This window comes from Mycobacterium barrassiae (genome assembly GCF_025822765.1).
Taxonomy (GTDB): domain Bacteria; phylum Actinomycetota; class Actinomycetes; order Mycobacteriales; family Mycobacteriaceae; genus Mycobacterium; species Mycobacterium barrassiae.
The window spans coordinates 72,547-94,928 of the sequence record NZ_JACKUK010000012.1 but is presented as its reverse complement, the minus strand read 5'-3'; the positions used below and the strand labels follow the sequence as shown (position 1 = coordinate 94,928).

Annotated in this window: 25 protein-coding genes; 16 read left to right on the top strand and 9 right to left on the bottom strand. The window is 66.2% G+C overall.

Features of this window, described 5'->3' with window-relative positions:
* Positions 1–82 precede the first annotated feature (82 nt).
* The gene (locus tag H7J93_RS03665; protein WP_267304934.1) at positions 83–430 is read right to left on the bottom strand and encodes a DoxX family protein; all 348 of its coding nucleotides are present in this window, start codon (positions 428–430) and stop codon (positions 83–85) included.
* 181 nt (positions 431–611) lie between these two features.
* Between H7J93_RS03665 and H7J93_RS03660 the strand changes: the two genes are divergently transcribed.
* Positions 612–1,256 carry a hypothetical protein gene (locus H7J93_RS03660; protein WP_267304933.1) on the top strand — a complete coding sequence of 215 codons (645 nt, stop codon included), beginning with the start codon at positions 612–614 and terminating at the stop codon, positions 1,254–1,256.
* A gap of 105 nt (positions 1,257–1,361) precedes the next feature.
* Positions 1,362–1,994 (top strand): hypothetical protein, encoded by a 633-nt coding sequence (locus H7J93_RS03655; protein ID WP_267304932.1) that lies wholly within the window; start codon positions 1,362–1,364, stop codon positions 1,992–1,994.
* 21 nt (positions 1,995–2,015) lie between these two features.
* On the opposite strand, the gene H7J93_RS03650 is transcribed toward H7J93_RS03655, so the two are convergent.
* Genes H7J93_RS03650 through H7J93_RS03635 form a run of 4 tightly spaced genes read right to left on the bottom strand, consistent with a single transcriptional unit; the run spans position 2,016 to position 6,452 of the window.
* Positions 2,016–3,620, bottom strand: a complete 1,605-nt coding sequence (locus H7J93_RS03650) for a SulP family inorganic anion transporter (protein WP_267304931.1) — start codon at positions 3,618–3,620, stop codon at positions 2,016–2,018.
* Positions 3,621–3,630: 10 nt separating this feature from the next.
* Positions 3,631–4,323, bottom strand: a complete 693-nt coding sequence (locus H7J93_RS03645; protein ID WP_267304930.1) for a cysteine hydrolase family protein — start codon at positions 4,321–4,323, stop codon at positions 3,631–3,633.
* Positions 4,320–5,723, bottom strand: coding sequence for an allophanate hydrolase (locus H7J93_RS03640; RefSeq protein ID WP_267304929.1), 1,404 nt, complete (start codon positions 5,721–5,723; stop codon positions 4,320–4,322). The genes H7J93_RS03645 and H7J93_RS03640 overlap by 4 nt, the downstream gene beginning before the upstream one ends.
* A gap of 57 nt (positions 5,724–5,780) precedes the next feature.
* Positions 5,781–6,452, bottom strand: coding sequence for a GntR family transcriptional regulator (locus H7J93_RS03635; RefSeq protein ID WP_267304928.1), 672 nt, complete (start codon positions 6,450–6,452; stop codon positions 5,781–5,783).
* Positions 6,453–6,503: 51 nt separating this feature from the next.
* Between H7J93_RS03635 and H7J93_RS03630 the strand changes: the two genes are divergently transcribed.
* Positions 6,504–7,151, top strand: coding sequence for a DUF5701 family protein (locus H7J93_RS03630; protein WP_267304927.1), 648 nt, complete (start codon positions 6,504–6,506; stop codon positions 7,149–7,151).
* Here H7J93_RS03630 and H7J93_RS03625 read toward each other — a convergent pair.
* A complete protein-coding gene (locus H7J93_RS03625) occupies positions 7,135–7,953 on the bottom strand; it encodes an alpha/beta fold hydrolase (protein WP_267304926.1) in 819 nt (272 codons plus the stop codon). The two genes, H7J93_RS03630 and H7J93_RS03625, sit on opposite strands and share 17 nt — an antisense overlap.
* A gap of 81 nt (positions 7,954–8,034) precedes the next feature.
* On the opposite strand from H7J93_RS03625, the gene H7J93_RS03620 reads away from it, so the two are divergent.
* Positions 8,035–8,589, top strand: a complete 555-nt coding sequence (locus H7J93_RS03620; protein ID WP_267304925.1) for a TetR/AcrR family transcriptional regulator — start codon at positions 8,035–8,037, stop codon at positions 8,587–8,589.
* A gap of 62 nt (positions 8,590–8,651) precedes the next feature.
* A complete protein-coding gene (locus H7J93_RS03615; RefSeq protein WP_267304924.1) occupies positions 8,652–9,275 on the top strand; it encodes a PaaI family thioesterase in 624 nt (207 codons plus the stop codon).
* Here H7J93_RS03615 and H7J93_RS03610 read toward each other — a convergent pair.
* Complete coding sequence (locus H7J93_RS03610) at positions 9,247–11,235, bottom strand: FUSC family protein (protein ID WP_267304923.1); 1,989 nt, start codon at positions 11,233–11,235, stop codon at positions 9,247–9,249. The two genes, H7J93_RS03615 and H7J93_RS03610, sit on opposite strands and share 29 nt — an antisense overlap.
* A gap of 428 nt (positions 11,236–11,663) precedes the next feature.
* Between H7J93_RS03610 and H7J93_RS03605 the strand changes: the two genes are divergently transcribed.
* From H7J93_RS03605 to H7J93_RS03580, 6 genes are all read left to right on the top strand, one after another.
* Entirely contained in the window at positions 11,664–12,500 is an 837-nt protein-coding gene (locus H7J93_RS03605) for an SH3-like domain-containing protein (RefSeq protein ID WP_267304922.1), read from the top strand.
* A gap of 83 nt (positions 12,501–12,583) precedes the next feature.
* Positions 12,584–13,249, top strand: coding sequence for a thiocyanate hydrolase subunit gamma (gene scnC, locus H7J93_RS03600; protein ID WP_267305046.1), 666 nt, complete (start codon positions 12,584–12,586; stop codon positions 13,247–13,249).
* The gene (locus tag H7J93_RS03595; RefSeq protein ID WP_267304921.1) at positions 13,246–13,611 is read left to right on the top strand and encodes a thiocyanate hydrolase; all 366 of its coding nucleotides are present in this window, start codon (positions 13,246–13,248) and stop codon (positions 13,609–13,611) included. The genes scnC and H7J93_RS03595 overlap by 4 nt, the downstream gene beginning before the upstream one ends.
* 39 nt (positions 13,612–13,650) lie before the next feature.
* Positions 13,651–14,367: an EthD domain-containing protein gene (locus tag H7J93_RS03590; protein WP_267304920.1), complete on the top strand. Its 717-nt coding sequence runs from the start codon at positions 13,651–13,653 to the stop codon at positions 14,365–14,367.
* A 4-nt stretch (positions 14,368–14,371) separates the two neighbouring features.
* The gene (locus H7J93_RS03585) at positions 14,372–14,815 is read left to right on the top strand and encodes a TIGR03618 family F420-dependent PPOX class oxidoreductase (RefSeq protein WP_267304919.1); all 444 of its coding nucleotides are present in this window, start codon (positions 14,372–14,374) and stop codon (positions 14,813–14,815) included.
* Between the two features lie 16 nt (positions 14,816–14,831).
* A complete protein-coding gene (locus H7J93_RS03580) occupies positions 14,832–15,590 on the top strand; it encodes an enoyl-CoA hydratase/isomerase family protein (protein WP_267304918.1) in 759 nt (252 codons plus the stop codon).
* Here H7J93_RS03580 and H7J93_RS03575 read toward each other — a convergent pair.
* Both H7J93_RS03575 and H7J93_RS03570 read right to left on the bottom strand, forming a co-directional pair.
* Positions 15,584–15,781: a (2Fe-2S)-binding protein gene (locus H7J93_RS03575; protein ID WP_267304917.1), complete on the bottom strand. Its 198-nt coding sequence runs from the start codon at positions 15,779–15,781 to the stop codon at positions 15,584–15,586. The genes H7J93_RS03580 and H7J93_RS03575 overlap by 7 nt on opposite strands.
* Positions 15,782–15,786: 5 nt before the next feature.
* Positions 15,787–16,419, bottom strand: a complete 633-nt coding sequence (locus H7J93_RS03570) for a fatty-acid--CoA ligase (protein ID WP_267304916.1) — start codon at positions 16,417–16,419, stop codon at positions 15,787–15,789.
* Between the two features lie 243 nt (positions 16,420–16,662).
* Here H7J93_RS03570 and bfr point away from each other — a divergent pair, with 243 nt between their 5' ends.
* The 5 genes from bfr (at position 16,663) to H7J93_RS03545 (ending at position 22,382) form a co-directional block, all read left to right on the top strand.
* Positions 16,663–17,148, top strand: coding sequence for a bacterioferritin (gene bfr, locus H7J93_RS03565; RefSeq protein WP_267304915.1), 486 nt, complete (start codon positions 16,663–16,665; stop codon positions 17,146–17,148).
* Between the two features lie 133 nt (positions 17,149–17,281).
* Entirely contained in the window at positions 17,282–19,348 is a 2,067-nt protein-coding gene (locus H7J93_RS03560) for an MDR family MFS transporter (protein WP_267304914.1), read from the top strand.
* A gap of 41 nt (positions 19,349–19,389) precedes the next feature.
* Positions 19,390–19,872: a carboxymuconolactone decarboxylase family protein gene (locus H7J93_RS03555; protein ID WP_267304913.1), complete on the top strand. Its 483-nt coding sequence runs from the start codon at positions 19,390–19,392 to the stop codon at positions 19,870–19,872.
* Between the two features lie 30 nt (positions 19,873–19,902).
* Positions 19,903–21,264 (top strand): type I glutamate--ammonia ligase, encoded by a 1,362-nt coding sequence (locus H7J93_RS03550; RefSeq protein ID WP_267304912.1) that lies wholly within the window; start codon positions 19,903–19,905, stop codon positions 21,262–21,264.
* 5 nt (positions 21,265–21,269) lie between these two features.
* Positions 21,270–22,382 (top strand): amidohydrolase family protein, encoded by a 1,113-nt coding sequence (locus H7J93_RS03545; protein WP_267304911.1) that lies wholly within the window; start codon positions 21,270–21,272, stop codon positions 22,380–22,382.

Genomic DNA, 22,382 nt, shown 5'->3' with positions numbered 1-22,382 from the left:
TTAGGGGAGTTCATAGACAACTGACTATGAAAACTTAGGTTATCTATAACACGTCAAACGAAGACATGTGACGGCCGCAACGTCAGACCGCGAAGAGCGCCGCAGTGGCGATTGCGAGCGCAATACCGATGACGGCGGGAGCGGTGTCGCCAACGCCATCGCCGGCCCGTAGGTGGAATGCGGTTGCGCCGACGGCCAGCAGTGCGAGGCCGATCGCGGCGGCGATACCGATCGGCGCCCACATCAACCCGATGAGCACCCCGACGACACCTGCCAGTTCACACACACCGATGAGGCGCCAGTGCAGCGGCTTCACACCGAGGTGATCGCGGATGGCAAGGGACCGGGAAACCCCGAGCAGTTTGATGCTCGCCGAGAAGGTGAAGAGCACCGCGAGTAGCGCGGTGACTATGACGGTGGCGATGTCCATCATCAGCACGCTAGGAGTCCGCGAGCACCGCCGAGCGGAAATCAACATGTGTGAGCCGTTGCTCGCGATCGACGCCCGCGGAACCAATGGTCTCCATTGGATAACAGTGGGTCGAAATCTATTGACGGTCCGGTAAATATAGATCCACCAACTCTGACCTTTCACTCTCCGAGAGGGATCCATGGGTATCGCGCGTTTGTCCGCCACGGGTTTGGCCGTTGCGGCCCTGGTCATCGGGGTCGCTGCCACGGGCTGTAGCAAGAGCGACGAGGAGTCCTCGGCCGAGGAGACCACCTCGGCGACATCCTCGACCACCTCCGCTGAAGCCACCACTTCGGAGGAGAGCGCCGCGGAGGACACCAGCGCCGCCGCGGAGCCCGCCGACTACGGTTCGCTCCTGATCCCCGCCGCCGACCTGGGCGCCGATACCCAGACTCCTGGTGGCATTCAGTTGAATCCGGGCGGCAATCCGGGTGCGGGCGCTGTCTATACGGACGCCGAGGGTAAAGAGCGGATCATCGACACGATCCTCGTCATGCCCAACGCCGAATCCGTCGACCAGAGTTTCGAGACCAGCAAGGGCACGATGAACACGGTAACCACGGGCCCGGTTGAGCCTGCTGAAGTGGGCGACCAAGCAGTGGTCGCGGTCGGCACATCGCCCGACGGAAGCAAGTCGGTGACGTCCGTCTTGTTCACGCAGGGCCTGGCCCTCGTGTCACTCGACTTCGAGGGCACGCTCGAACGCCCTATGGATCGGGATGGAGCCATCGGGTTCGCTCAGAAGCAGGCCGAGCGCATCGCCGAGAATCTGCCTGAGGAGTAGTCGTCTGACTGATCTTGATTAGGCAAAACGCATCGGAATCGAATAACCCTCCTGTACATCTATATCCACCAGTCAGTCTGATCGTTCACTCTCTGAGAGGAATTCATGGGTATCGCGCGTGTGTCCGCCACGGGTTTGGCCGTGGCGGCGTTGGTCATCGGGGTCGCTGCCACGGGCTGTAGCAAGGATGACAAGGAGTCCTCGGCCGAATCGACGTCGGCCACATCGTCGACCACCTCCGCTGAAGCCACCACTTCGGAGGAGAGCGCCGCGGAGGACACCAGCGCCGCCGCGGAGCCCGCCGACTACGGTTCGCTCCTGATCCCCGCCGCCGACATGGGCCCTGATACGAAGACCAGTGGCCCGCAGGTGAACCCAAATGGGATCGAAGGGGCGTCTCAGGCCTACGAGAGCCCCGACGGCAAGTCGCAGATCATCGACACCATTCTCGTTTTCCCCGACGTCGCCACCGCCGAAGAGGCGTTCAACAACATGACGTACGACGGTGTGACGACGGGTAAGCCCGAGCCAGCTGAGGTTGGTGACCAGGGTGTCCTGGCGATCGGCACCACGCCGGACGGAAGTCGGTCGATGACGGTTGCCGTGTTCAACCAGGGTAGGACGCTCGTGGAGATCCGCTTCGAGGGCGAGCTCAACGACCCGGTTCCGCCGGACATCGCGATCGAGGTCGCCAAGAAGCAGGCCCAGCTCATCGCCGACGGGTTGCCTGAGGAGTAGTCGCTCGCACGTCGTCGCGGGTCAGTGGCCCGCGACGACGTCCGACTCGTCGACCTCGACCGGATCTTTGGCGCCTGGCAGGAATGCGTATGCGACGCAGACGATTCCGAACATCACGTAGCCCAGCGCAACTGACGGGCTCGCTGCCCATGCGACCTCGGGCGCATGGATCAGCCCGATGAACGAGAGCACCGCGCCGACCGCCGAGGCGATGGCGGCGTAGAGGAACTTCTTCTCGAGAATGAACGTCACCATCGTGCCGAGAATCAGGCCGACGAGCACCGCCCCCTCGCCGAGCGTCTTGAGTCCCTCGTAGACCACGCCGGCGCCGTTGAGCGCGTCGATGCCCACCTCGGCCGCCGACGTACCCGCCGCATTCAGCGCGTTGTCGATGAGACCATGGGCCCATTGCGCCAAGTTGGGCAGAATTGCGGCCACCACCGCGACGGCGTGCAGCCGAGGCACCGCCTGGAACGCCTGAGCGCCGATCAGCAGACCGATGTAGAGCAGGATCGGGACGATCGCGGGCACCGGCAGCAGCGCGTCGAGCACTCCGAAAAGGCCTAGGAAGCACAGGATCCCGACCACCACACCGCTGGCCAACGAGTAACTGGCCCGGCCGCCGGCGTCCTTCCAGCCCGGGTGGCCGATGTACACCGCGGGCGGGAACGGCGAGCCGAACGCCGACCCGATGACCGCGCCGGCACCGTCTGCCAGCAGCACGCTGCGCAGGTTGAAATTGTCGCCTGCCGCCGCGGCGCTCTCGACGTTGCTCATCGCCTCGGTGAAGTTGTAGACGCCGAGCGGAATCGCGGTGCCCAGCAGTGGGGCGAGGTCGGCGAGTCCCTTGAAGAGCAGATCGATCCGCAGGTCCGGAACGCCGATCGCGATGTCGGAAACCGCCTGTCCCACATCGGGCGCCGACATGTAGCCGCCGGCCCACCCGATCGCGGTGCCCACCAGCAGGGCCAGCAGACCGACCGGGATGTTGCCCGGCAGCTTCATGTTGGTGAAGAACCCGATCAGAATGATCGCCAGCACCGGAAGGCCGATCCAGGCCACCTCCCACATCTGCGCGGCAGGCCGCATCGAGATGAACGTGATGGAGATGCCGGCCAGCGTGCCGAGCATGGCGGCGCGTGGCGTCAGCTTGCGGATGTACGGCCCGACGAATGCGCCGATCATGACGATCACGCCGATGAGGAAGGCCCAGGCCAAGCCTGCCTGCCAGGCCTGAATCGGGTCGTCGGTGTTCAGGTACACCGGCAGCATCACGACGAAGATGACGATGAACATGTGCGGCACGCTGGGCCCGTAGGGCAGCGCGGTGACGTCGGTTCTGTTCTCCCGCCGGGCAAGTCGGCGCGCCAGGAACGTGTAGTACAGGTTGCCGAGGATCAGCGCCACACCGAGCGCGGGCAGCACCGTGCCCAGCACATCGCCCGCCGGCACGGCGATGACGCCGATCATCAGACCGGTCAACGTGAGGACGTTGACCAAGATGTTGAACCCGAGCCCGAAGAACGCGTTGAGGTCACCGCGGGTCCACCAAGGGATCGACAACTTGTCGGGGACAGGCGGATCCAACGACGGGTCTGCGGGCGAATTGGTCACATCGGTGCTCATGCGGATCCCTTCAGGCGGCCGTGACGGTCAGTGTCTGCAGGGTCGGGATGACAGCCGCGCTGTTGGCGACCCAGCCGAAGATGCCCCCCTGCGCCTTGACCATTTCCAGTCCGACGCGCTGGAACTCGGGGAAATACGAACCCACACAATCGGATACGACCAGGCACTCGTAGCCGCGGTCGTTTGCCTCCCTGGTGGTGGTGTGCACGCAGACCTCGGTGGTGACGCCGGTGATCAACAACTGCGTGACCCCCGCGGCAGTGAGGACGTCCTGTAGCTCAGTTGCGTAGAACGCACCCTTTCCTGGCTTGTCGATGACCACCTCTCCCTCGACGGGTGCGAGCTCGTCCACGATGTCGTGGCCGTACTCACCGCGGATCAGGATCCGGCCGTACTTGCCGGGATCGCCGATCCGTTTCGACGGTGCGCCGCGATTCAACTTGGCGGGTGGGCAGTCCGACAGGTCAGGCTCATGCCCTTCGCGCGTGTGGATCACCATGACGCCCGCCGACCGCGCCGCGGCGATCAGCTCGGCCAGCGGAGGCACGACCTTCAGCAGCTGGCTGACGTCGTTGCCGAGACTTTCACCGAACCCCCCGGGCAGCAGGAAGTCCCGCTGCATGTCGATGACGATCAACGCCGTCTTGCCCGCGACGAGCGTGAACGGCGACGGTTCGGCGGCGACTTCGACGGGTTGGCTCATACATGCTCCTCGACGGTGGGTGTGACGGATGCGGGGTACGACGGTTCGCGCGGTTCGTCGAGCAGGTTCGCGGCGAACTGCAATACGGTGTCGTCGGTCTGGGCGGCGCCGAGCAGCATCGCGCTGTAGGGCCGGCCGTCCGGCGTGATGCCCAGCGGAATCGCGACGCCGAGCAGGTCGAGCAGATTTCCGAAATGCGTGTAGTGACCGAGCTTGGTGTTGCACTCGATCGGCTCGGCGAGCACTTCTGGCACAGTGAATGTGGTCCCGATCGTCGGGACCACCAGCACGTCCATCGATTGCCACAGCCGGTCCACCGTCGCCTTGATTTCAGCGAGGCGCTGCAACGCCGCAAACGCGTCGACCGCCGTGTACTTTTGTCCGCCCCGCAGGATTTCGCGTACGACCGGATGAATGGAATCCGGCTGTGCAGCAAGGAAATCGCCGAACACCACCAGGCGTTCGGCGACCCATGGGCCCTGATAGAGCAGCGCGCCCGCGGCCAGGAACGGCTCGAGCGACACCTCCACCACGGTGCCGACCCGAGACACCTGCGCGCGAAACGCCATGTGCGCGTCCCGCATTGCGCTGTCGCCGAAGAACTCCAGCTCGTCGGCGGGCGGTAAGCCCACCCGGATCGGGCCCCCGGCATAACGCGGTCCGCGGTCGCGCGACCAGGGATCGGCGTCGTCGCGGCCGGCCATCACGCCGAAGACGCGGTCGACGTCGTCGATCGAGCCCGCCATCACGCTGATGCAGTCCAGCGACCTGCACGCCGGGACCAGGCCTACGGTGCTGATCAACCCACGCGACGGCTTGTAGCCGATGACCCCGTTGAGCGCTGCCGGGACACGTCCGGACCCCGCGGTGTCGGTGGCGACCGCGAACGGCACCTGGCCAAGCGCGACGGCCAGCGCCGACCCCGAACTCGAACCGCCCGAGATCAGGTCGGACCCGTAGACGCTGCGCGGAATCGTATGCGGCGTACGGGTGCCGTTCAGGCCCGTCGCGAACTGGTCGAGGCTCGTCTTGCCGACGTACAGCGCACCGGCATCGAGCAGTCGCTGCACTGCCGGCGCGGTCGACGTCGCGACGTAGGCGTAGTCCGGGCACGCCAGGGTGGTCGGCACACCCGTCACGTCGATGCTGTCCTTCACCCCGAACGGCACACCGTACAGCGGCAGCGTCCGTGCGCCGGGACGCTTCTCGATCTCTTCGGCGGCGGCCAGCAGGTGTTCGCGCGGGACGGTGGACAACCAGGTGCCGTCGTCACCGCGGGCGGCGATCGCGTCGGCGACCCGCACCGCGGTCTTGGTCGGTGAGCCGGTGCCCGCCGCGTGCGATGCCAGGATCTCGGCCACCGACGGTCCGATGGACGGGCCGTGCGCGTCATCAGCCATGTCTGTCGATTGTCGACAGAATGATGGCGAACGCGGGTCGGGTGTGTGTCGTTTGTGTTAGCGATGCAGGCGCGGGCCGAGATAGTCGAGATGTCCGTGCTCTTTGAGCGCGGCGATGACGACCGACTGGTCATTGGTCTCGAGCGCGGCGAGGATCGCTTGATGCCGATCGATGCCGTCGCGCGGGTGGCTCTGCCGCGCCTCGGTCCGGATGTTCATCGCCATCGGCAACTGAAGTTTCAGCAGGATCGGTGCGAGGGCGATGTCGAGTTGGCGGTTATGCGCGAGCCCCACCACCGCGGCATGGAACAGCCGGTGCGCGTCGTCGCGGTCCAGATCGTCGGTCGCAGAGCGCATTGCGTCCAACGCCTCGCGCACCGGCTGCAGGGCGGTGTCGGGATCGGGGAGCGGCAGCGCCGTCTCGATCGCATGACACTCCAGCACGTGGCGCAGTGCGAAGAGCTGGAGGATGTCCGTCGATGACCATTCCGCCACGCGCGATCCCCGCCGCGGGACGCGTTCGACGAGGCCCTGTTGAGCCAACAGCCGCAAGGCTTCCCGAAGCGGCGCTCTGCTGATCCCGAGGTCCGCGCAGAGTTGCTCCTCGACGACCTTCTGCCCGGGCTGCAGCGATCCGCTGAGAATGGCGTCGCGCAGGCGATGTTCGGCCACTTCCACCAGCGTCGCGGGCAGCGGAGTGCGCCCACCGTGGATCTGTGGCGCAGCCATGGCGGTCAATCGTAGGGGAACTTCTCGTCGGGTTCGCTTCGTTGTCGGCGGGTGCAGAGCCTCGCCACCACCCTGCCAACACTGCCTGAGCAGGCCGAACGACTGATCGAACTCGGCGTGCACCGGATTGCCGGGCTGTCCGAGGATCGGGTGCGGCAGGCGGGAAACCACCGCGTCGAAGCGCCCGCGCTGCTCGTCGTCCACCACGGTCTGGCGCCGGTGTCGGCGTCAGCGCCTCTGCTGAGCCGCGCGGGCAAGCCCGGGTTTGTGGTCGCCGACATGTCCGACGTCGACGACTTCACGCCCATCGCCTCGGTCGACGTCCCCGACGCGCCGCTGTACCTGCTCCAGGATCTCGACCGCGGCGACGCCATGGCCAACTGGAGTCCCGACGAGGCGCTGCCGGCCATCGTCGCCGCGGGACGGACACCGTTGACACTGACCGAGGGGATCAGCTGGCTGTTGCAGCGCCCCGACGTGCTCGAGCGCGGCCGGTGTTTCATGACGATCGGCTCCCGCTTGTGTAAGCCGTCGGGGACGTTGGACGCCAGGACGCCTGCACTGTGGATCAGCAACGGCACCGGCCGCGACGGCGTCGCGAACCGCGACGCACCGAAGGTCGGCTGGTGCTGGGCAGGCAATCGGCACACCTGGCTCGGGTTCGCCTCCGCCGCAGGCAGACTCACCCTCGGCGGTTGACCTCCTGCCGGACGCCGTTGGCGGCGTCGACGAACGGCAGCACCGTGTTCAGCCATGCCGCAGGCGCGGATGAGAACGCGACGTGTCCGGTCGGAAACGTCTCGAATGACGAGCCGGGAATGGCCGCCGCGACGGCCCTGCCCCAGCGCGCCGGAGCGGTCAGATCCTCGGCGCCCCAGGTGATCAACACCGGCGCGGCGATCCCGGAGGCGCGCGTCCGCAGGTCGTGTCCCGGCTCGGTGAAGCTCTTCCATAGCGCGGCAGCGATTTTCGCGCCGTCCGGGGTGCGGGCACGGTCCACCACACGCCGCACCACGGCCGCGTCGGCGGAATTCTTGGCCCGCGTGTAGGCCCGGACGAACGCGGGAAACGCCGCCCTGACGACGGCCGGTCGCCCCATCACGGCACAGAAGAACCGGGTGAACACGCTGTGCGGCGTGAAACCGCCCGTGTTGACGAGCACCACGCCCGACACCCGCTCCGGACGTTCGAGGGCGAGCCGGCACGCGGCGTATCCACCGACCGAATTGCCGACCACGACGAGGCCCCGCAGATCCAGCAGATCGGCGAACTCGACCAGCAGGTCGCCGAATTCAACGGCGCGCAACGGCTCTGGTGGCGGGGGAGAAGCGCCATGCCCCGGCCAGTCCAGGGTGAGGACGCGGCGGCCCTGGCCGAGACTCGCGCGCACCGGATCGAAGTCGGTGTGGTCGTGAAGAGCGGCGTGCAACAACAGGATCGGCGGACCCGAGCCCTCGTCGGTATAGGACACGGCGGCCAGCGAGGTCTGCGCAGTGGGCATCGGTGGACCCTTTCATTGACCGGTCGGTCGGTCAGTCAGTTACACTAGGCCGGAGTCGACGCCCTGGCAAGAGGAGGCACCGTGGAGGTAGCCAATAAGCGGGTGGCCGCCGCCCAGCAGACGCGCACCAATCTGATCGAGACGGGTCTGGTGCTCGCCGAGGATCTCGGGCTCGAGGGTTTGAGCGTCAACGCCGTCGTCGCGGCGGCGGGCGTGTCGAAAGGCACGTTCTTCCACCACTTCCCGGACCGGGTGTCCTATCTCGTCGCCCTTCATCGCCGGTTCCACGACGTGCTGTTCGACGAGTTGAAGGCCGCCATCGGTGATCTGGAACCGGGCAGGGAGCGGCTGCGCGCCGCCGCGCGCACCTATCTCGACGGGTGCCTGCGCGACCGCGGTGTCAAGGCCCTGCTGTTGGAGGCCCGCGGTCATCTGCCGATCGCCGAGGAGGTGACGCACCGCAATCGGACGACCGTCGACGTCGTCGCCGCCGACTTCACCGCGCTCGGCTCGGCCCATCCCCGTGAGGCGGCGCGGCTGTGGATCGCGGCGACCGCGGAGTGCGCGCTGATCGAACTCGAACGCGGAGGCCGCGATACCGCCGCGCGCGCGGCGCTCGACGATCTGGTGAGGTGAGCCGCCGAAACGGGACGTGAGTTGATTCGACAATTTCGCCTAGAACATGTTCTAGTGCTGGGGTGGTGCAGTACACCGAAATCGGCGATGTCCCCGCTGAGGAAATCGAACGCCTGCGGGCCCTCTACGAACCGCTCGCGGTGTCGGTGCGCGACCTCATCGACGCGACGATCCGTACCGAGGTCGACGCCGACACGGTGGCGGCGGTGAAAGCAGATATCGATGCGGCGACGGCGCGACTGCGAGCCAAGCAGTGCGACGGACCGTTCGGGGTGCGCTACACCTCCGGTGGCGAAAGTATGGCGTGGGGAAACCCGGTGATCGGGATCCGCAATCCGATGGCACCACCGCTGACGATCCAGCGCGACGCCGAGGGCAAGGTGTTCACGGACTTTCACCTCGGCGCCGCGTACGAAGGCCCGCCCGGGCATGTGCACGGCGGCGTCTCGGCGCTGGTCCTCGACCACATCCTCGGTGAAGTCGCGGCGACCGCGAGTCCGCGCTTCACCGGCACGATCACCCTGCGCTATCTGCGCCCGACCCGGCTGGGACAGTTGCACGCCGAGGCGAGAATCACCCGCACCGACGGGATCAAGGCCTACGCGGCCGGCCATCTCGCCGACGACGAAGGCATCACGGTCGAGGCGGAGGGCGTCTTCATCCAGCCGAAGTGGGCTCGCGGCTAGGCGCGATACCGACCAGGCTGCGCGTGATGGTCGCGATCTCGGACACCAGCACCCGCGCCGCACTGTTGTCCCCGGGCAGCGACGCCGCGTGCTCCCGCACCTGTTTCTCGGCCGCGGTCAGTGCGGCGACGTCGACCGTCCAGGGCAGCGCCGGGTTCGGTGGCGCGCCTCGCAACGCCTCGATGTAGTCGTCGACCGCCGCCACGAAATCGGGCGTCAGACTGGCGGGGGACTGTGCGGGCAGGCTGTGTTCGAGATTCGTGCACGCGCTGGTGACCGCATTGAGCGCGGCACGGTAGGACCGAAGCCAATGACGCAGCTCCCGGGAATCCATCCGCGCCGCGCCCGACGCGGCCTCGAACGCCGCGCGCGCCCGGAACGCCCGCTGCCACGCCGCCGACATCGCATCCGCGGGATGGTCGAGCTCGTGCACGAAGGCCTTTACTACCGTTGCCGCATAGTCGATTTCGGTCTTGAGTAGCTCGCCTGCGCGTTGTCGCAGACGTGTCAGCGCGTGGTCGGGCAGCACCACATGCGCAACCACCGCCAGGCCGCCGCCGATCACCACGGAGAACAGCCGGTCCTCCATCGTCGCGCCGGCCACCGCGGCGTTGATGTCGAGCAGGAACACCACGGCGGCGGCGACGCCCACGCTGACCGCGATGTAGCCGAACCGGATCACCCAGAAGGTGATGGTGAGGCACGCCACCGCGAGCACCGCGGCGAGCGCACCCGTCGGCTGCCAGATCGTGGTGACCAGTGAGGCGACGATGATGCCGCCTGCGGTGCCCGCCACGCGCCCGACGCAGCGGGTGTAGGTGTGCGCCGTTTCGGGTCGGAGCACGAAGAGCACGGTCAGCGCGATCCAGTGGCCGTACTCGATCGGTGCGTACCGGTCGGCCGCGACCGCGACCATCATCGACGCAGACAACCGCACGGCATGGCGCAGGATCGGCGACGTCCAGGCCAGGTGCTTGCGGATTTCGGTGAGGGCCGTCCGCAGCGGGTTCATCACGTCCGGTTGGAGGAAGTCAGGGAACCGGAGTTCGGCAGCCTCCTGCAGTTGTTTGGAAAAGCGTTGCGCGGCCGCGGCTTCCGGGCCCATCAGTGCCGTGACCGCAGTGTCGACGCGAACCAGCGCGTATTCGGCTTCGCGCCGCGCATTGTGTTTGTTCTCGGCGATCGCGTCGAGGGCCACCGCCGCGTCTTCGAGCATGTGCGAAACCCGGTCTCGCTCATCGCCCTCGGTGTTGCGCAGCGCGAGCAGCGCACTCATCAGCCGTTCGGGCAGTCGGTGCCCGCCGTGGTAGGCCTCCGGCCGCCTGGTGGCCTGGGTGTCGGCGAACGCGTCCCGCAGCCAGGTCAGTTGAGCAGCCTCCAGCGGCGAGTCGCGATCCGCGGCGATGCGCCGGGCGTCGGCGGCCAGGGACCGATAGGCCCACGCCAGCGCATCGCTCTGCGTTCGCCAGCGTTGCGGCGGCCAGACGGCGATCAACGCGGCCTGCACGAAGCCCGCCGCCACGGTCAGGAGCGTCGGCAGCGCGACAGCCGACACCGATGGCGTGACGGGTGGCGCGATGATGAGCAGGGTGGTGCCCGCGGCCGCGACGAGGCCCGCGTTGTTGCCGAGGGCCCACTGCATTCCTGCCCCCAGGCACCACGCCGCGACGACGGCGATGAACAGGACGGTGTACGCCGACGTCAACGCACCGACGAAGACGGCGGCCCCCATCTGCACCGCCACGATCACGACCAGCTGCACGCGTCCACCAGGGCTGTCCTGCAGCGCGATGGACGCACAGACCACTCCGGCGGCTGCGGCCCAGACCGCGGCGGCGCCGGAATCCACGGCCAGCGCGAGGGCGGCCATCGCCAGCACCCCGAGCAGGCTGCGCACCACCGCGCCGACGTCCGGCGACGGTGGCCTCAACGCGTCGATAACCCGGCTGCCGGCGGTCACACACCCATTTTGACCTCATCCGCTGCAGTCGTTGGTCCAAGTTGGGCCGACACGCAGGACCAGCCTGGAACGTTAGGAGCACAGCGGGGGTACATTGCGGCGTCGCGGGGTTCGCTGAGCGAGCCTGGATCCCGCCGAACGCGCCGGCGTCAGATCGACTGGCGCACAGGATATGACCGGGGGTGTGCTGACGCTCCCGTCAGCATTTTCGGGGCTCGTACACAGTCGATTCGCCTGTCTAAATTCACGTCGGACGATAGAGTCAGCACCGGGTCAAGCAGCCCGGAGGTGCCGATGACCAACAATGCTGTCGGATTCGGCGGCGTTGCTGGACCCTGCTCACTGCTCCGGATTCCGCCAGGTTCTCCCCATCACGTTCACCGATCTCCAGTGCGCACCGGCACTTCCGACCGACGAAGGGACCCTTGATGAGCACAGCAGCAGAGCGCGCTGCTCAGTTGGAACTGACCTCCCGATTGAAATCGGCCTATCCCGAACTGCCCGATGCGCCGACGCCCGACATGTTGGACCACGGCCGGATCACCGCCTATCTCAAGCCCGTCCACGACGTCGGCGGTGAACCCGATGCGCCCATGAAGTACGAGAACAAGCAGTACGAACTCTGGGAGCACATGACCTATGTCATGTGCGAGGTTCTCGGGTGGCGCGGCATCTGGCTGTCGGAGGAACGACGCCGCATCGGCAACGTCGATGTCGGGCGCGCCGAATACCTCGGGCTGCCGTACTACGGGCGCTGGCTGCTCGCCGTTGCGCGGGTTCTGGTGGAGAAACACCACATCGGACTCAGCGAGTTGAGCGAGCGGATGGCCGAGGTGAAGGAGCGCTACGCGGGCGGCCTTGACGGCAAGACGCTGGAGGCGCGACCGAAATCCGAAGGCGATGGCTCGCAGGTCAAGCGCAATCAGCATGCCGAGGAGGCGGACGGCAAGGGCGACCCGCAGTGCTACGCCGGCCAGGCGGGCCCGCCGAAGTTCAAGGTGGGCGACCCGGTCGTCGTCCGTGAACTTCCGGTGATCTTCTACACCCGCACCCCCGAATACGTCCGCGGGGCAACGGGTGAGATCGAAGCCGTCGCATACGAGAGTCCGGCCGCCGAGGACGAGACGTGGGATCGTCCTGTGCGCCCGGAGTGGTTCTACGTCGTGAGGTTCAACATGGCCGACCTCTGGTACGGCTACACCGGAACGGACCACGACGTCATCTCCACCGAAATCCCCGAACGCTGGCTCGAAGCCGCCAAATAGTCTCGCCGAGAAAGGTATTCACTTTGTCTGACCACGATCACGACCACGACCACGATCACGACCACGAGAGAACCGTCGCCCCCATGGTCGACGAGATCACCGACTTCGAGGTCCTCGAGATCGCCCTGCGTGAGCTGTGTATCGAGAAGGGCATCTTCACCGCCGAGGAACACCGCGTCATGACCGAGTTCGCCGAGCAGATCGGCCCGACGCCCGCCGCACGTCTGGTGGCCAAGGCGTGGCTCGATCCGGAGTTCAAGGAACTCGCCCTCGCCGAACCGATGACCGCCAGCAAGGAAGTCGGTGTCGACTGGCTGCATCCGACAGGATGGGGCACCCCGAGCGATTTCACCGCGTTCCAGATCCTCGCGGACACCCCCACGCTGCACAACGTGATCGTCTGCGCGCTGTGCTCGTGCTACCCGCGGCCGATCCTCGGCAACTCACCCGAGTGGTACCGGACTCCCAATTACCGTCGGCGCCTTGTCCGCTGGCCGCGCCAGGTGCTGGCCGAGTTCGGTCTCTACCTGCCCGACGACATCACGATCCATGTGCAGGACTCCAACCAGAAGCATCGCTTCATGGTGATGCCCATGCGGCCCGAGGGCACCGAGGACTGGACCGAGGATCAGCTGGTCGAGATCATCACCCGCGACTGCCTGATCGGGGTGGCACTGCCGAAGCCGGGCGTCACGACGAACATGATCGTCGACACCCGGCCCGCGATTCACCCGGGTAACGCCGGATGAGCACCGAGCCACGGCCGGTCGAGCCCGCGCGCATCGAACCGCTCGAGGAAATCGTCCAGCGCGGTCAGGTCTGGCCGCGCATGGCCGCCAAGTGGGGCGTCGAAAACCCTGTGCCGCCGTGGAAGACGAGCCTGGACGGAATGTGCGACGCCCTCGATCGCGCCTCGTGCGACGAGAACATCCCCTCCTTCAAGGAGCGCCGCGACGAGGAGGACGCCCTCTCGGCCTCGCTGTACGCGGACCTGCCGTACCCCGAGAACCAGCTGATGTCCCTGGCACACTCGTTGGTCGCCAGGGGCGTCATCGACGAAGCCGAGCTCAAGGAGCGGCTCGCGAGCATCCGTGCGAGGTTGGAAGCCTGAGCGCGGCCCCCGCGAATGGCCAGGCGCTAGGTTCGATCCGTGGAGAAAGTCATCATCGCGCTGCGGCGTGCCGATACCGACGACGCGTGGTGCGAGAGGATGCGCGGCGACGTCGCGGGTGACCTCCTCGGGCTCGGACTGCCGGGTCTGGCGATCAACGTGCGCGACGCCGTCGTGCGGGATTCACTCATGACGATGACCACCCTCGCCCCGCCCGTCGTCGGGTTCGTCACCGTGTGGGCGCATCAGTACTACGGGGAGGCGATGACGGCGGCGATATCGCGGCTGGCGTCCGAGGCGGAGCACGTCGACGCGTATCTGGTCACCGAATCGGTGCCGCTGCCCGCGCCGCTCACCGCGGAGGGCGCACGCACGGACGGTTTCGCCAACATCGCGCTGCTGCGCAGGCCGGAGGACCTGGACGAGGCAACGTGGTTGCGGCGCTGGCACATCGACCACACACCGGTGGCCATCGAGACGCAGTCCACGTTCGGCTACACCCAGAATGCGGTCGTGCGCGCGCTGACTCCGACGGCGCCGGCGATCGATGCCATCGTCGAAGAACTCTTTCCCGAGGCCGCGCTCTCCGATCTGCACGCGTTCTTCGACGCGACCGACGATGACGAACTGAACCGCCGGATGACCCGAATGGTCGCCAGCACCTCAGCATTCGGCGCCAACCGCGACGTCGACACCGTGCCGACGAGTCGCTACGTCTATCGGACGCCGTTCGTCGTCGACAACAGATTGGGGTGAGCACATGACCACACTGGACGAGGCGTTCGGCTTGGCCGCCGACGAGAGTGGGCTCGCGGTCGTCTCGACTGTGCGCGCCGACAACTCCGTTCAGGCGTCGCTGGTCAACGTCGGCGTGCTCGCGCATCCGGCCACCGGGGAACGGGTGCTCGGGTTCGTCACCTACGGCAAGGTGAAGCTGGCCAACCTGCGGGCACGCCCGCAGCTGGCGGTGACGTTCCGCAAGGGCTGGCAGTGGGCGACAGTGGAGGGCAGAGCGGAGTTGGTGGGGCCCGACGATTCGCAAAGTTGGCTCGCCGATCCCGAGCAGCTTCGGCTGTTGTTGCGTGAGGTATTCACCGCGGCAGGCGGAACGCACGACGATTGGGACGAGTACGACAGGGTGATGGCCGAGCAGCGCCGCACCGTCGTGCTTATCGCACCCAGCCGGGTGTACAGCAACGGTTAACGCATACGCTGCTGGCGTGATTCTCCAGATTGCCGACGACCAGCGGGTGCGCACGCTGACGCTCCATCGGCCGGATGTGCTGAACGCGTTCAACGAAGAGCTGTATCACGCCACCGCGATCGCGTTGAACGAGGCGGCGGCCGATCCCGAAGTCGCGGTGGTGCTGCTGACCGGGGCGGGACGGGCGTTCAGCGCCGGTAACGATCTCAACGAAATGCAGAGGCGCATCACCGATCCTGCGTTCAACGAGCAGGGCAGCCACTTCTCGACGATGATCGACGCCCTCGCCGACTTCCCCAAGCCGCTGATCTGTGCGGTGAACGGGGTCGGCGTCGGCATCGGCGCGACGATCCTCGGTTATGCCGATCTGGTGTTCATGTCGTCGACCGCACGGCTGAAGACTCCGTTCACCAGTCTCGGTGTTGCGCCCGAAGCGGCGTCGTCGTACCTGCTGCCGCGTTTGATCGGCCGGCAGAACGCCGCCTGGCTGCTGATGTCATCGGAGTGGGTGGATGCCGACGAAGCCCACCGCATGGGCCTGGTGTGGAAGGTCTGCGAGCCGGACGACCTGTTGCCCGAGGCGCGGCGACACGCCGAAGTCCTTGCCTCCCGGCCGATTTCGAGCCTGATGGCGGTCAAGCAGACCATCATCGCTCCCACCCGGGAGGGCATCGCGGCTGCCACCGAACGGGAGAACCAACAGTTCGCCGTCCTGATGGGCGCCGCCGCCAACGCCGCCGCACTGGCCGACTTCACCGGTAAGAAGGGTCAGTAGCTCACGGATTTCGGGGTGGCCCCGTTGAGTTCGCGATGTGCTGCGATCATCGCGCGCAATGTCCGGCGGCACCGCCCGCAGTCACCGCCGGCCCCGCAGGCCTCGGTGATCTGCTTGGACGTGCTGGCCCCCTTGGCCACGGCCTCGTCGACGTCGTGACTCGTCACACCCAGGCACAGACATACGAACATCGGCGTCAGCTCCGCTCGTCCACGCTCATGAGATGGGCGAACCTGCCGACGAACTGGGTCGGGTAGGGGCCGAAGCCTGCATTCGACATCCACTCCGCGGCCGCATCGGGGTGCTCGATCCACTGCCGGGCGGCATCCTCATCCTCGATTTCCTGCAGGATCATCACCTCCTGCCCGTCATCGAGCGCGCGGTAGACCCAGATCTTGCGGACTCCGCCGCGCTTGAAGCGCTCGACTCCGTCGTGCAACTTGACCATCAGCGCAGACACGTCCTCGACCGACGACATGACCCCGACGACGACCCGGCCGACGTGGTCAGCCGGCGACGGGGGATACAGGTCGATCTTCTCGACGACCTCGCCGCCGAATATCGGCGGGATGTCTTCGACGCCCGAAATGTTGAACCACTCGAAAATCTCTGGCGACCGCAAAACATCGCGCATCGAACGGACATTGCGAATACCGATCGTCACCAGTACGCGATTGGATTCCCAGATCGATGTGTAAAGCACGACATGATGGGCACCGATCGATGCGAGTCCATCGGAATGGCGCTTGAGCCACTTCCACATGCGATCGACGTCGTCGACGCGGAAATCGCAGGCAAGAATAAGTGAGTGCAGGTCGTAATCACTCATTACCTATTCCATGTCCCTTAGGTGAGGCTAGCAGGTGTTAGCGCAGTCTAACCTTACTTAGCCTAGGCAGTCCAGAGTAGGGGCCTGATCTGCGTCCTGCGATTGACGCGATCGCGCCCCGGCGACCCGAAAACGCGCCTCGCGCAACAAGAAAGATGCGCCGTTCGGCATTTTCTGGACTAGATTGGGTACTGCACTGCAGCACGCCACACCTGCCCAGCCTCAAGGTGCCTAGGAGCGAAGATGCAAGGGGATCCCGACGTTCTGAAATTGCTCAACGAGCAATTGACAAGCGAACTCACCGCCATTAACCAGTATTTTCTGCATTCGAAGATGCAGGCGAATTGGGGATTCACCGAACTCGCGGAATACACCCGCAAAGAGTCGTTTGAAGAAATGCAGCACGCGGAGGCGATCACCGATCGAATTCTGATCCTCGACGGGCTACCGAACTATCAGCGGCTGTTCTCTTTGCGAATCGGCCAGACACTGCGCGAACAATTCGAGGCCGACCTGGCGATCGAATACGAGGTGCTGGCCCGCCTGAAACCCGGCATCATCATGTGCCGCGAGAAGGAGGACGCCACCACGGCGAACCTCTTCGAGAAGATCCTGGCCAACGAAGAGGATCACATCGACTACCTCGAGACGCAGCTCGAGTTGATGGACAAGCTCGGCACGGAGCTGTACTCGGCTCAGTGCGTTTCCAGGCCGCCCAGCCACGCATAACTCCGAAGTCGCGGGACGCCGACCGGCTTCCCGACCGGCTTCGCGTGGTACCCCTTCCTCGGTGATGTAACTTCCATAGCCTATCTAACGATAGGTGTGGTGAGCCTGTCACCACGCCAAACGGAAGGTAGGTATGACGACCGCGCCAACCGACGCCCCCGCCGCGGATCACGAATCGCCCAACGCGCTGATCAGCCTTCGGCGCCGCAACATCATCTTCGTTGCGGTGCTGCTCGGCATGCTGTTGGCGGCATTGGATCAGACGATCGTCGCCACCGCCCTGCCGACCGTCGTCGCGGACCTCGGGGGAGCAGGCCACCAGTCGTGGGTGGTGACCAGCTATCTGCTGGCCTCCACGATCGTCACCGCGATCGTCGGCAAGCTCGGCGACCTGTTCGGCCGCAAGGCCGTTTTCTGTGCGGCGATCCTGTTCTTCCTCGCCGGCTCGGTGCTGTGCGGAATAGCCGGATCGATGACGATGCTGGTGGCCTCGCGCGCACTGCAGGGCGTCGGCGGCGGCGCGATGATGGTCACCGCGATGGCGGTCATCGGCGAGGTCATCCCGCTGCGCGAGCGCGGTCGCTATCAGGGTGCGCTCGGCGCGGTGTTCGGAGTCACCACGGTCATCGGCCCGCTGCTCGGCGGGTTCTTCACCGACCACCTGACCTGGCGATGGGCGTTCTGGATCAACGTTCCGATCGGGGTTCTGGTGCTCGTCGTCGGCGCCATGGCCATCCCGTCGCTGGCCAGGACCGCCAAGCCGGTGATCGACTACGCCGGCATCCTGTTCATCGGCCTCGCCGCCTCGGGTCTGACGCTGGCCACCAGTTGGGGCGGCAGCACATACGCCTGGTCGTCGCCGATCATCATCGCGCTGTTCGCCGGGTCCGCCGTCGCGTTGGCGGTCTTCGTATGGGTGGAATCCCGTGCCGCGGAGCCGATTCTGCCGATCCGGTTGTTCGGAAGCCCGGTGTTCACGGTGTGCTGCATCCTCGGCTTCATCGTCGGATTCGCGATGCTGGGTGCCCTGACGTTCCTGCCCACCTTCATGCAGTTCGTCAACGGTGTCTCGGCAACCGAATCGGGCATGCGCACCCTGCCCATGGTCGCCGGGATGCTCATCACCTCCATCGGAAGCGGCAACATCGTCGGCCACACCGGTCGGTACAAGGTGTTCCCCGTCGTGGGCACCGCCACCATGGCGCTCGGTTTCCTTCTGCTGTCCCAGATGGGCGCCGCTACACCGGTGTGGCAGCAGTCGGTGTACCTGTTCATCCTGGGTGCCGGGATCGGCCTGTGCATGCAGGTGCTGATCCTGGTGGTCCAAAACACGTCGACCTTCGCCGATCTCGGCGTCGCGACGTCGGGTGTCACCTTCTTCCGGACCATCGGAAGTTCCTTCGGCGCAGCGATCTTCGGCTCGCTGTTCGCCAACTTCCTCGCCAGCCGGATCCCGTCGGCTCTGATGGCCAGCGGGGCGCCGGCTCGTGCGGCGGACTCGCCACAGGCATTGCATGCGCTGTCCCCGGAGATGGCCGCACCCATCGTCGATGCCTACGCGGATTCGCTCGGCACGGTGTTTCTGTGCGGGGTACCCGTAGCCATCGTCGGATTCATCGTCTCGCTCTTCCTCAAAGAGGTGCGGCTGCGTGAAATCGAAACGGTGTCGGCGACCGACCTCGGCGAGGGCTTCGGCATGCCGAGCACCGAGTCGCCCGAGAAGATCCTCGAAGTGGCCATCGGGCGGATCTTCCGCGACTCGCCGGATCTTCGACTACGCAGTCTCGCCCAACTTCCCGAATGCCGACTCGACGTCACCCAGATGTGGGCGCTGCTGCAGATCTACCGCCAGAACCAGGTGTTCGGGTCGGCCACCCTGACCGACATCGCCGAGCGGCTGCGGGTGCCGTACGAGGTCCTCGAGCCGACATTCGACAGTCTGGTCGCAAGCGGACTCGCACTGCGGACCGGAGACCGGCTGTGGCTCACCCAGTCCGGAAGGAAACAGGTCGACGCCATCTCCGCGCTGATCGTCGGACGCATCGTCGACAAATTGGCCGCGTCCTCGGCGTTCGACGGCCGGCCCGACCGGCTGCAGGTGGAGGCCGCGCTCGAGCGCATCGTGCACCGGATGCTGGTGCAACGGGGCTGGATGGAGGACCGCGGAGAGCTGGTCACCGCCCGTTCGGGCAAAAACTAGAACGTGTTCCAATTCGCCGATTCCGGGCGTACGATGCCGTCATGAGCCGAATTGGACCCTTTGCCGACGATGACGCCGCAGCCTGGGTGGTGAAATCGCCTGACATCGGCGTCGCGATGGCCGGATTCACGCACGCGGTCTACAACAAGAACCGCCTGCCGATGCGGGTCCGTGAGCTGGCCCGGATGGTCATCGCGCTCGACAACGAATGCGTCGTGTGCCAGAACACCCGCGATTCCGAGGGCCTCGCCGCGGGTGTCGATGAGGACCTCTACGACCATGCCGCGGAATGGCGGAGCTGGCCGGGCTACAGCGAACAGGAGCGGATCGCCGCCGAGTTCGCCGAACGCTTCGCCAATGACCACACCGGGCTGCGTGATGACGAGGACTTCTGGGCGCGCTGTAGCGAGCATTTCGACGACGAACTGCTGACCGACCTCGCGCTGTCCTGTGCGATGTGGCTCGGCATGGGCCGGATGCTGCGGACGCTGGACATCGGCCAAACCTGCAAGATCACGCTGTAGTCCGGCGCGACACCGCGCACAATGGCGGCTATGAGATCGCGGGCCGCCAAACCTCTCGCCGCAGCCGCCATCGCCCAGCTCGAGGCCGACGGTGTCGTCACGTTGATCGGCACCGTGGTGAATTCGGCGGGTCTGACCCATGCCAAAACCGTTCCGTTGCGACGGATGAGCGCCTTCGCCGATCCCGGACTCGGCGCCAGCCCCGTCTTCCACGTCTTCGCCATCGACCAAACGGGCATCGTGTTCGGCGATGCGATCGGCGTCGTCGGCGACCAGCGGATACGCATCGATCTCGGTGCGTTGCGCATTCTCGGCGACGGATTGTGTTGGGCGCCGGGCGCTTTCTTCAATCAGGACGGCTCACCGGACCCGTACTGCAGCAGGGGCGTCCTGCAGCGAGTCGACGACCGGCTTTCGGAGGCCGGCATCGAGGCCGTGGTCGGGCACGAGATGGAGTTCGTTCTCGTCGGGCCCGACGGTAGCGAACTGCCCTCGCATTTGTGGGCGCAGTACGGGCTTGCGGGAGTGCTCGAGTTCGAGGGGTTCGTCCGCGACGTCACCAATGCCGCGACGAGTTCCGGCGTCATGATCGAACAGTTTCATCCCGAGTACGGCAGGAATCAGTTCGAGATCTCGCTGGCCCCGCAGTCACCGGTCGCGGCGGCCGACTCCCTGGTCCTGATACGCATCATCATCGGCCGGGTCGCGCGACGGTACGGGCTGCGGGTCAGCCTCTCGCCTGTGCCGTTCGCAGGCAGTGTCGGATCCGGTTCCCACCAACACTTCTCGATGAAGCGCGGTGACGTCCCGCTGTTCTCGGATGGCCAGGGGGTAGCGGGGATGACGCCGGAGGGGGAGTCGGCGGTGGCCGGACTGCTGGCGGGTCTGCCCGAGGCGCAGGGCATCCTGTGTGGTTCGGTGCTGTCCGGGCTGCGCATGCAGCCGGGACACTGGTCGGGCGCATACGTCTGCTGGGGTACCGAAAACCGGGAAGCCGCAGTGCGGTTCCTGATCGGCGGACCCAGCAATCCACAAGGTGCCAACGTCGAGGTCAAGGTGATCGACCCGTCAGCGAACCCCTATCTGGCGACGGCCGCGATGCTCGGGCTCGCGCTCGACGGCATCGAACGCAACCTGACCTTGCCGCCGGAGGTCACCGTCGATCCCGCCTCACTCACCGACGCCCAGCGGGCGGAGTCCGGGATCACGCTGCTGGCGCAGGAGCAGACCGACGCCATCGATACGCTCGATCAATCAGCCTTGCTGCGAGGAATTCTCGGCGACGATGCGGTCGACGCCGTCGTCGCGGTGCGGCGGTACGAGGCGCAGAACTACGGCGATCTGAAGCCCGATGAGCTGGCGGAGAAGTTCCGGCTGGCCTGGAGTGTTTGACACGTATGACGTTGTCGGCGCTGGCCGAGCACATCGAAACGGTGGCCCTGGTCGACCACCACGTGCACGGGTGCCTGCTGCGATCCATTGAGCGTTCCCGGTTCGAGAATCTTCTCAACGAGGCCAACGTCGAACCTCTCGCCGACTTCGATACGGCGTTCGATACGCAACTCGGCTTCGCCGTCAGGGCCGACTGCGCGCCCCTGCTGGGACTGCCGCGCCACGCCGATGCCGACGCCTACTGGCGGACCCGCAGTGAACACTCCGAGGCCGACCTGGCCCGACTGTTTCTGTCGTCGGCGAATGTGACCGACTGGCTGGTGGACACCGGGTTCGCCACCGGGGTGGGCGATCTCGAGGCGATGACCGAGTTGTCGGCCGGCCGGGTGCACGAGATCGTCCGTCTCGAGTCGGTGGCCGAACAGGCCGTCCAGGCATCCGGTGATTACGCGTCGGCGTTCAGCGAGATCCTGCACGAGCACGCGGCGACGGCGGTCGCCACCAAGTCGGTCCTCGCATACCGGGGCGGGTTCGCCGGTGAACTCTCAGAGCCCACCGCGGCCGAAGTCGCCGAGGCCGCGGCCAGATGGCGGGACAGCGGGCAGTCCCGCCTGACCGACCGGGTGCTGTTGCGGTTCGGCCTGTATCAGGCGCTGCGGCTGGGTAAACCGCTGCAGTTCCACGTCGGCTTCGGTGATCGCGACTGCGATCTGCACACCACCAACCCGCTCTACCTCCTGGACTTCCTACGCCGCACCGGCGATGTGCCGATCATGTTGTTGCACTGCTACCCATACGAGCGTGAGGCGGGTTATCTGGCGCAGGCGTTCAACAACGTGTACCTCGACGGTGGGCTGACGATCAACTATCTCGGCGCGCGGTCGTCGCCGTTCATCGGCCGCCTGCTGGAGATGGCGCCGTTCCGCAAGATCGTCTATTCCTCGGACGGTTTCGGCCCGGCCGAGTTGCACTACCTCGGAGCGCGCCTGTGGCGCAACGGAATCCGGGAGGTGCTGCAGGGATTCGTCGACGCGGACGAATGGAGCGAGGCCGATGCGATCCGGGTGGTCGACCTGATCGCCCGCGACAACGCCAGGCGCGTCTACTCGCTCGACTGA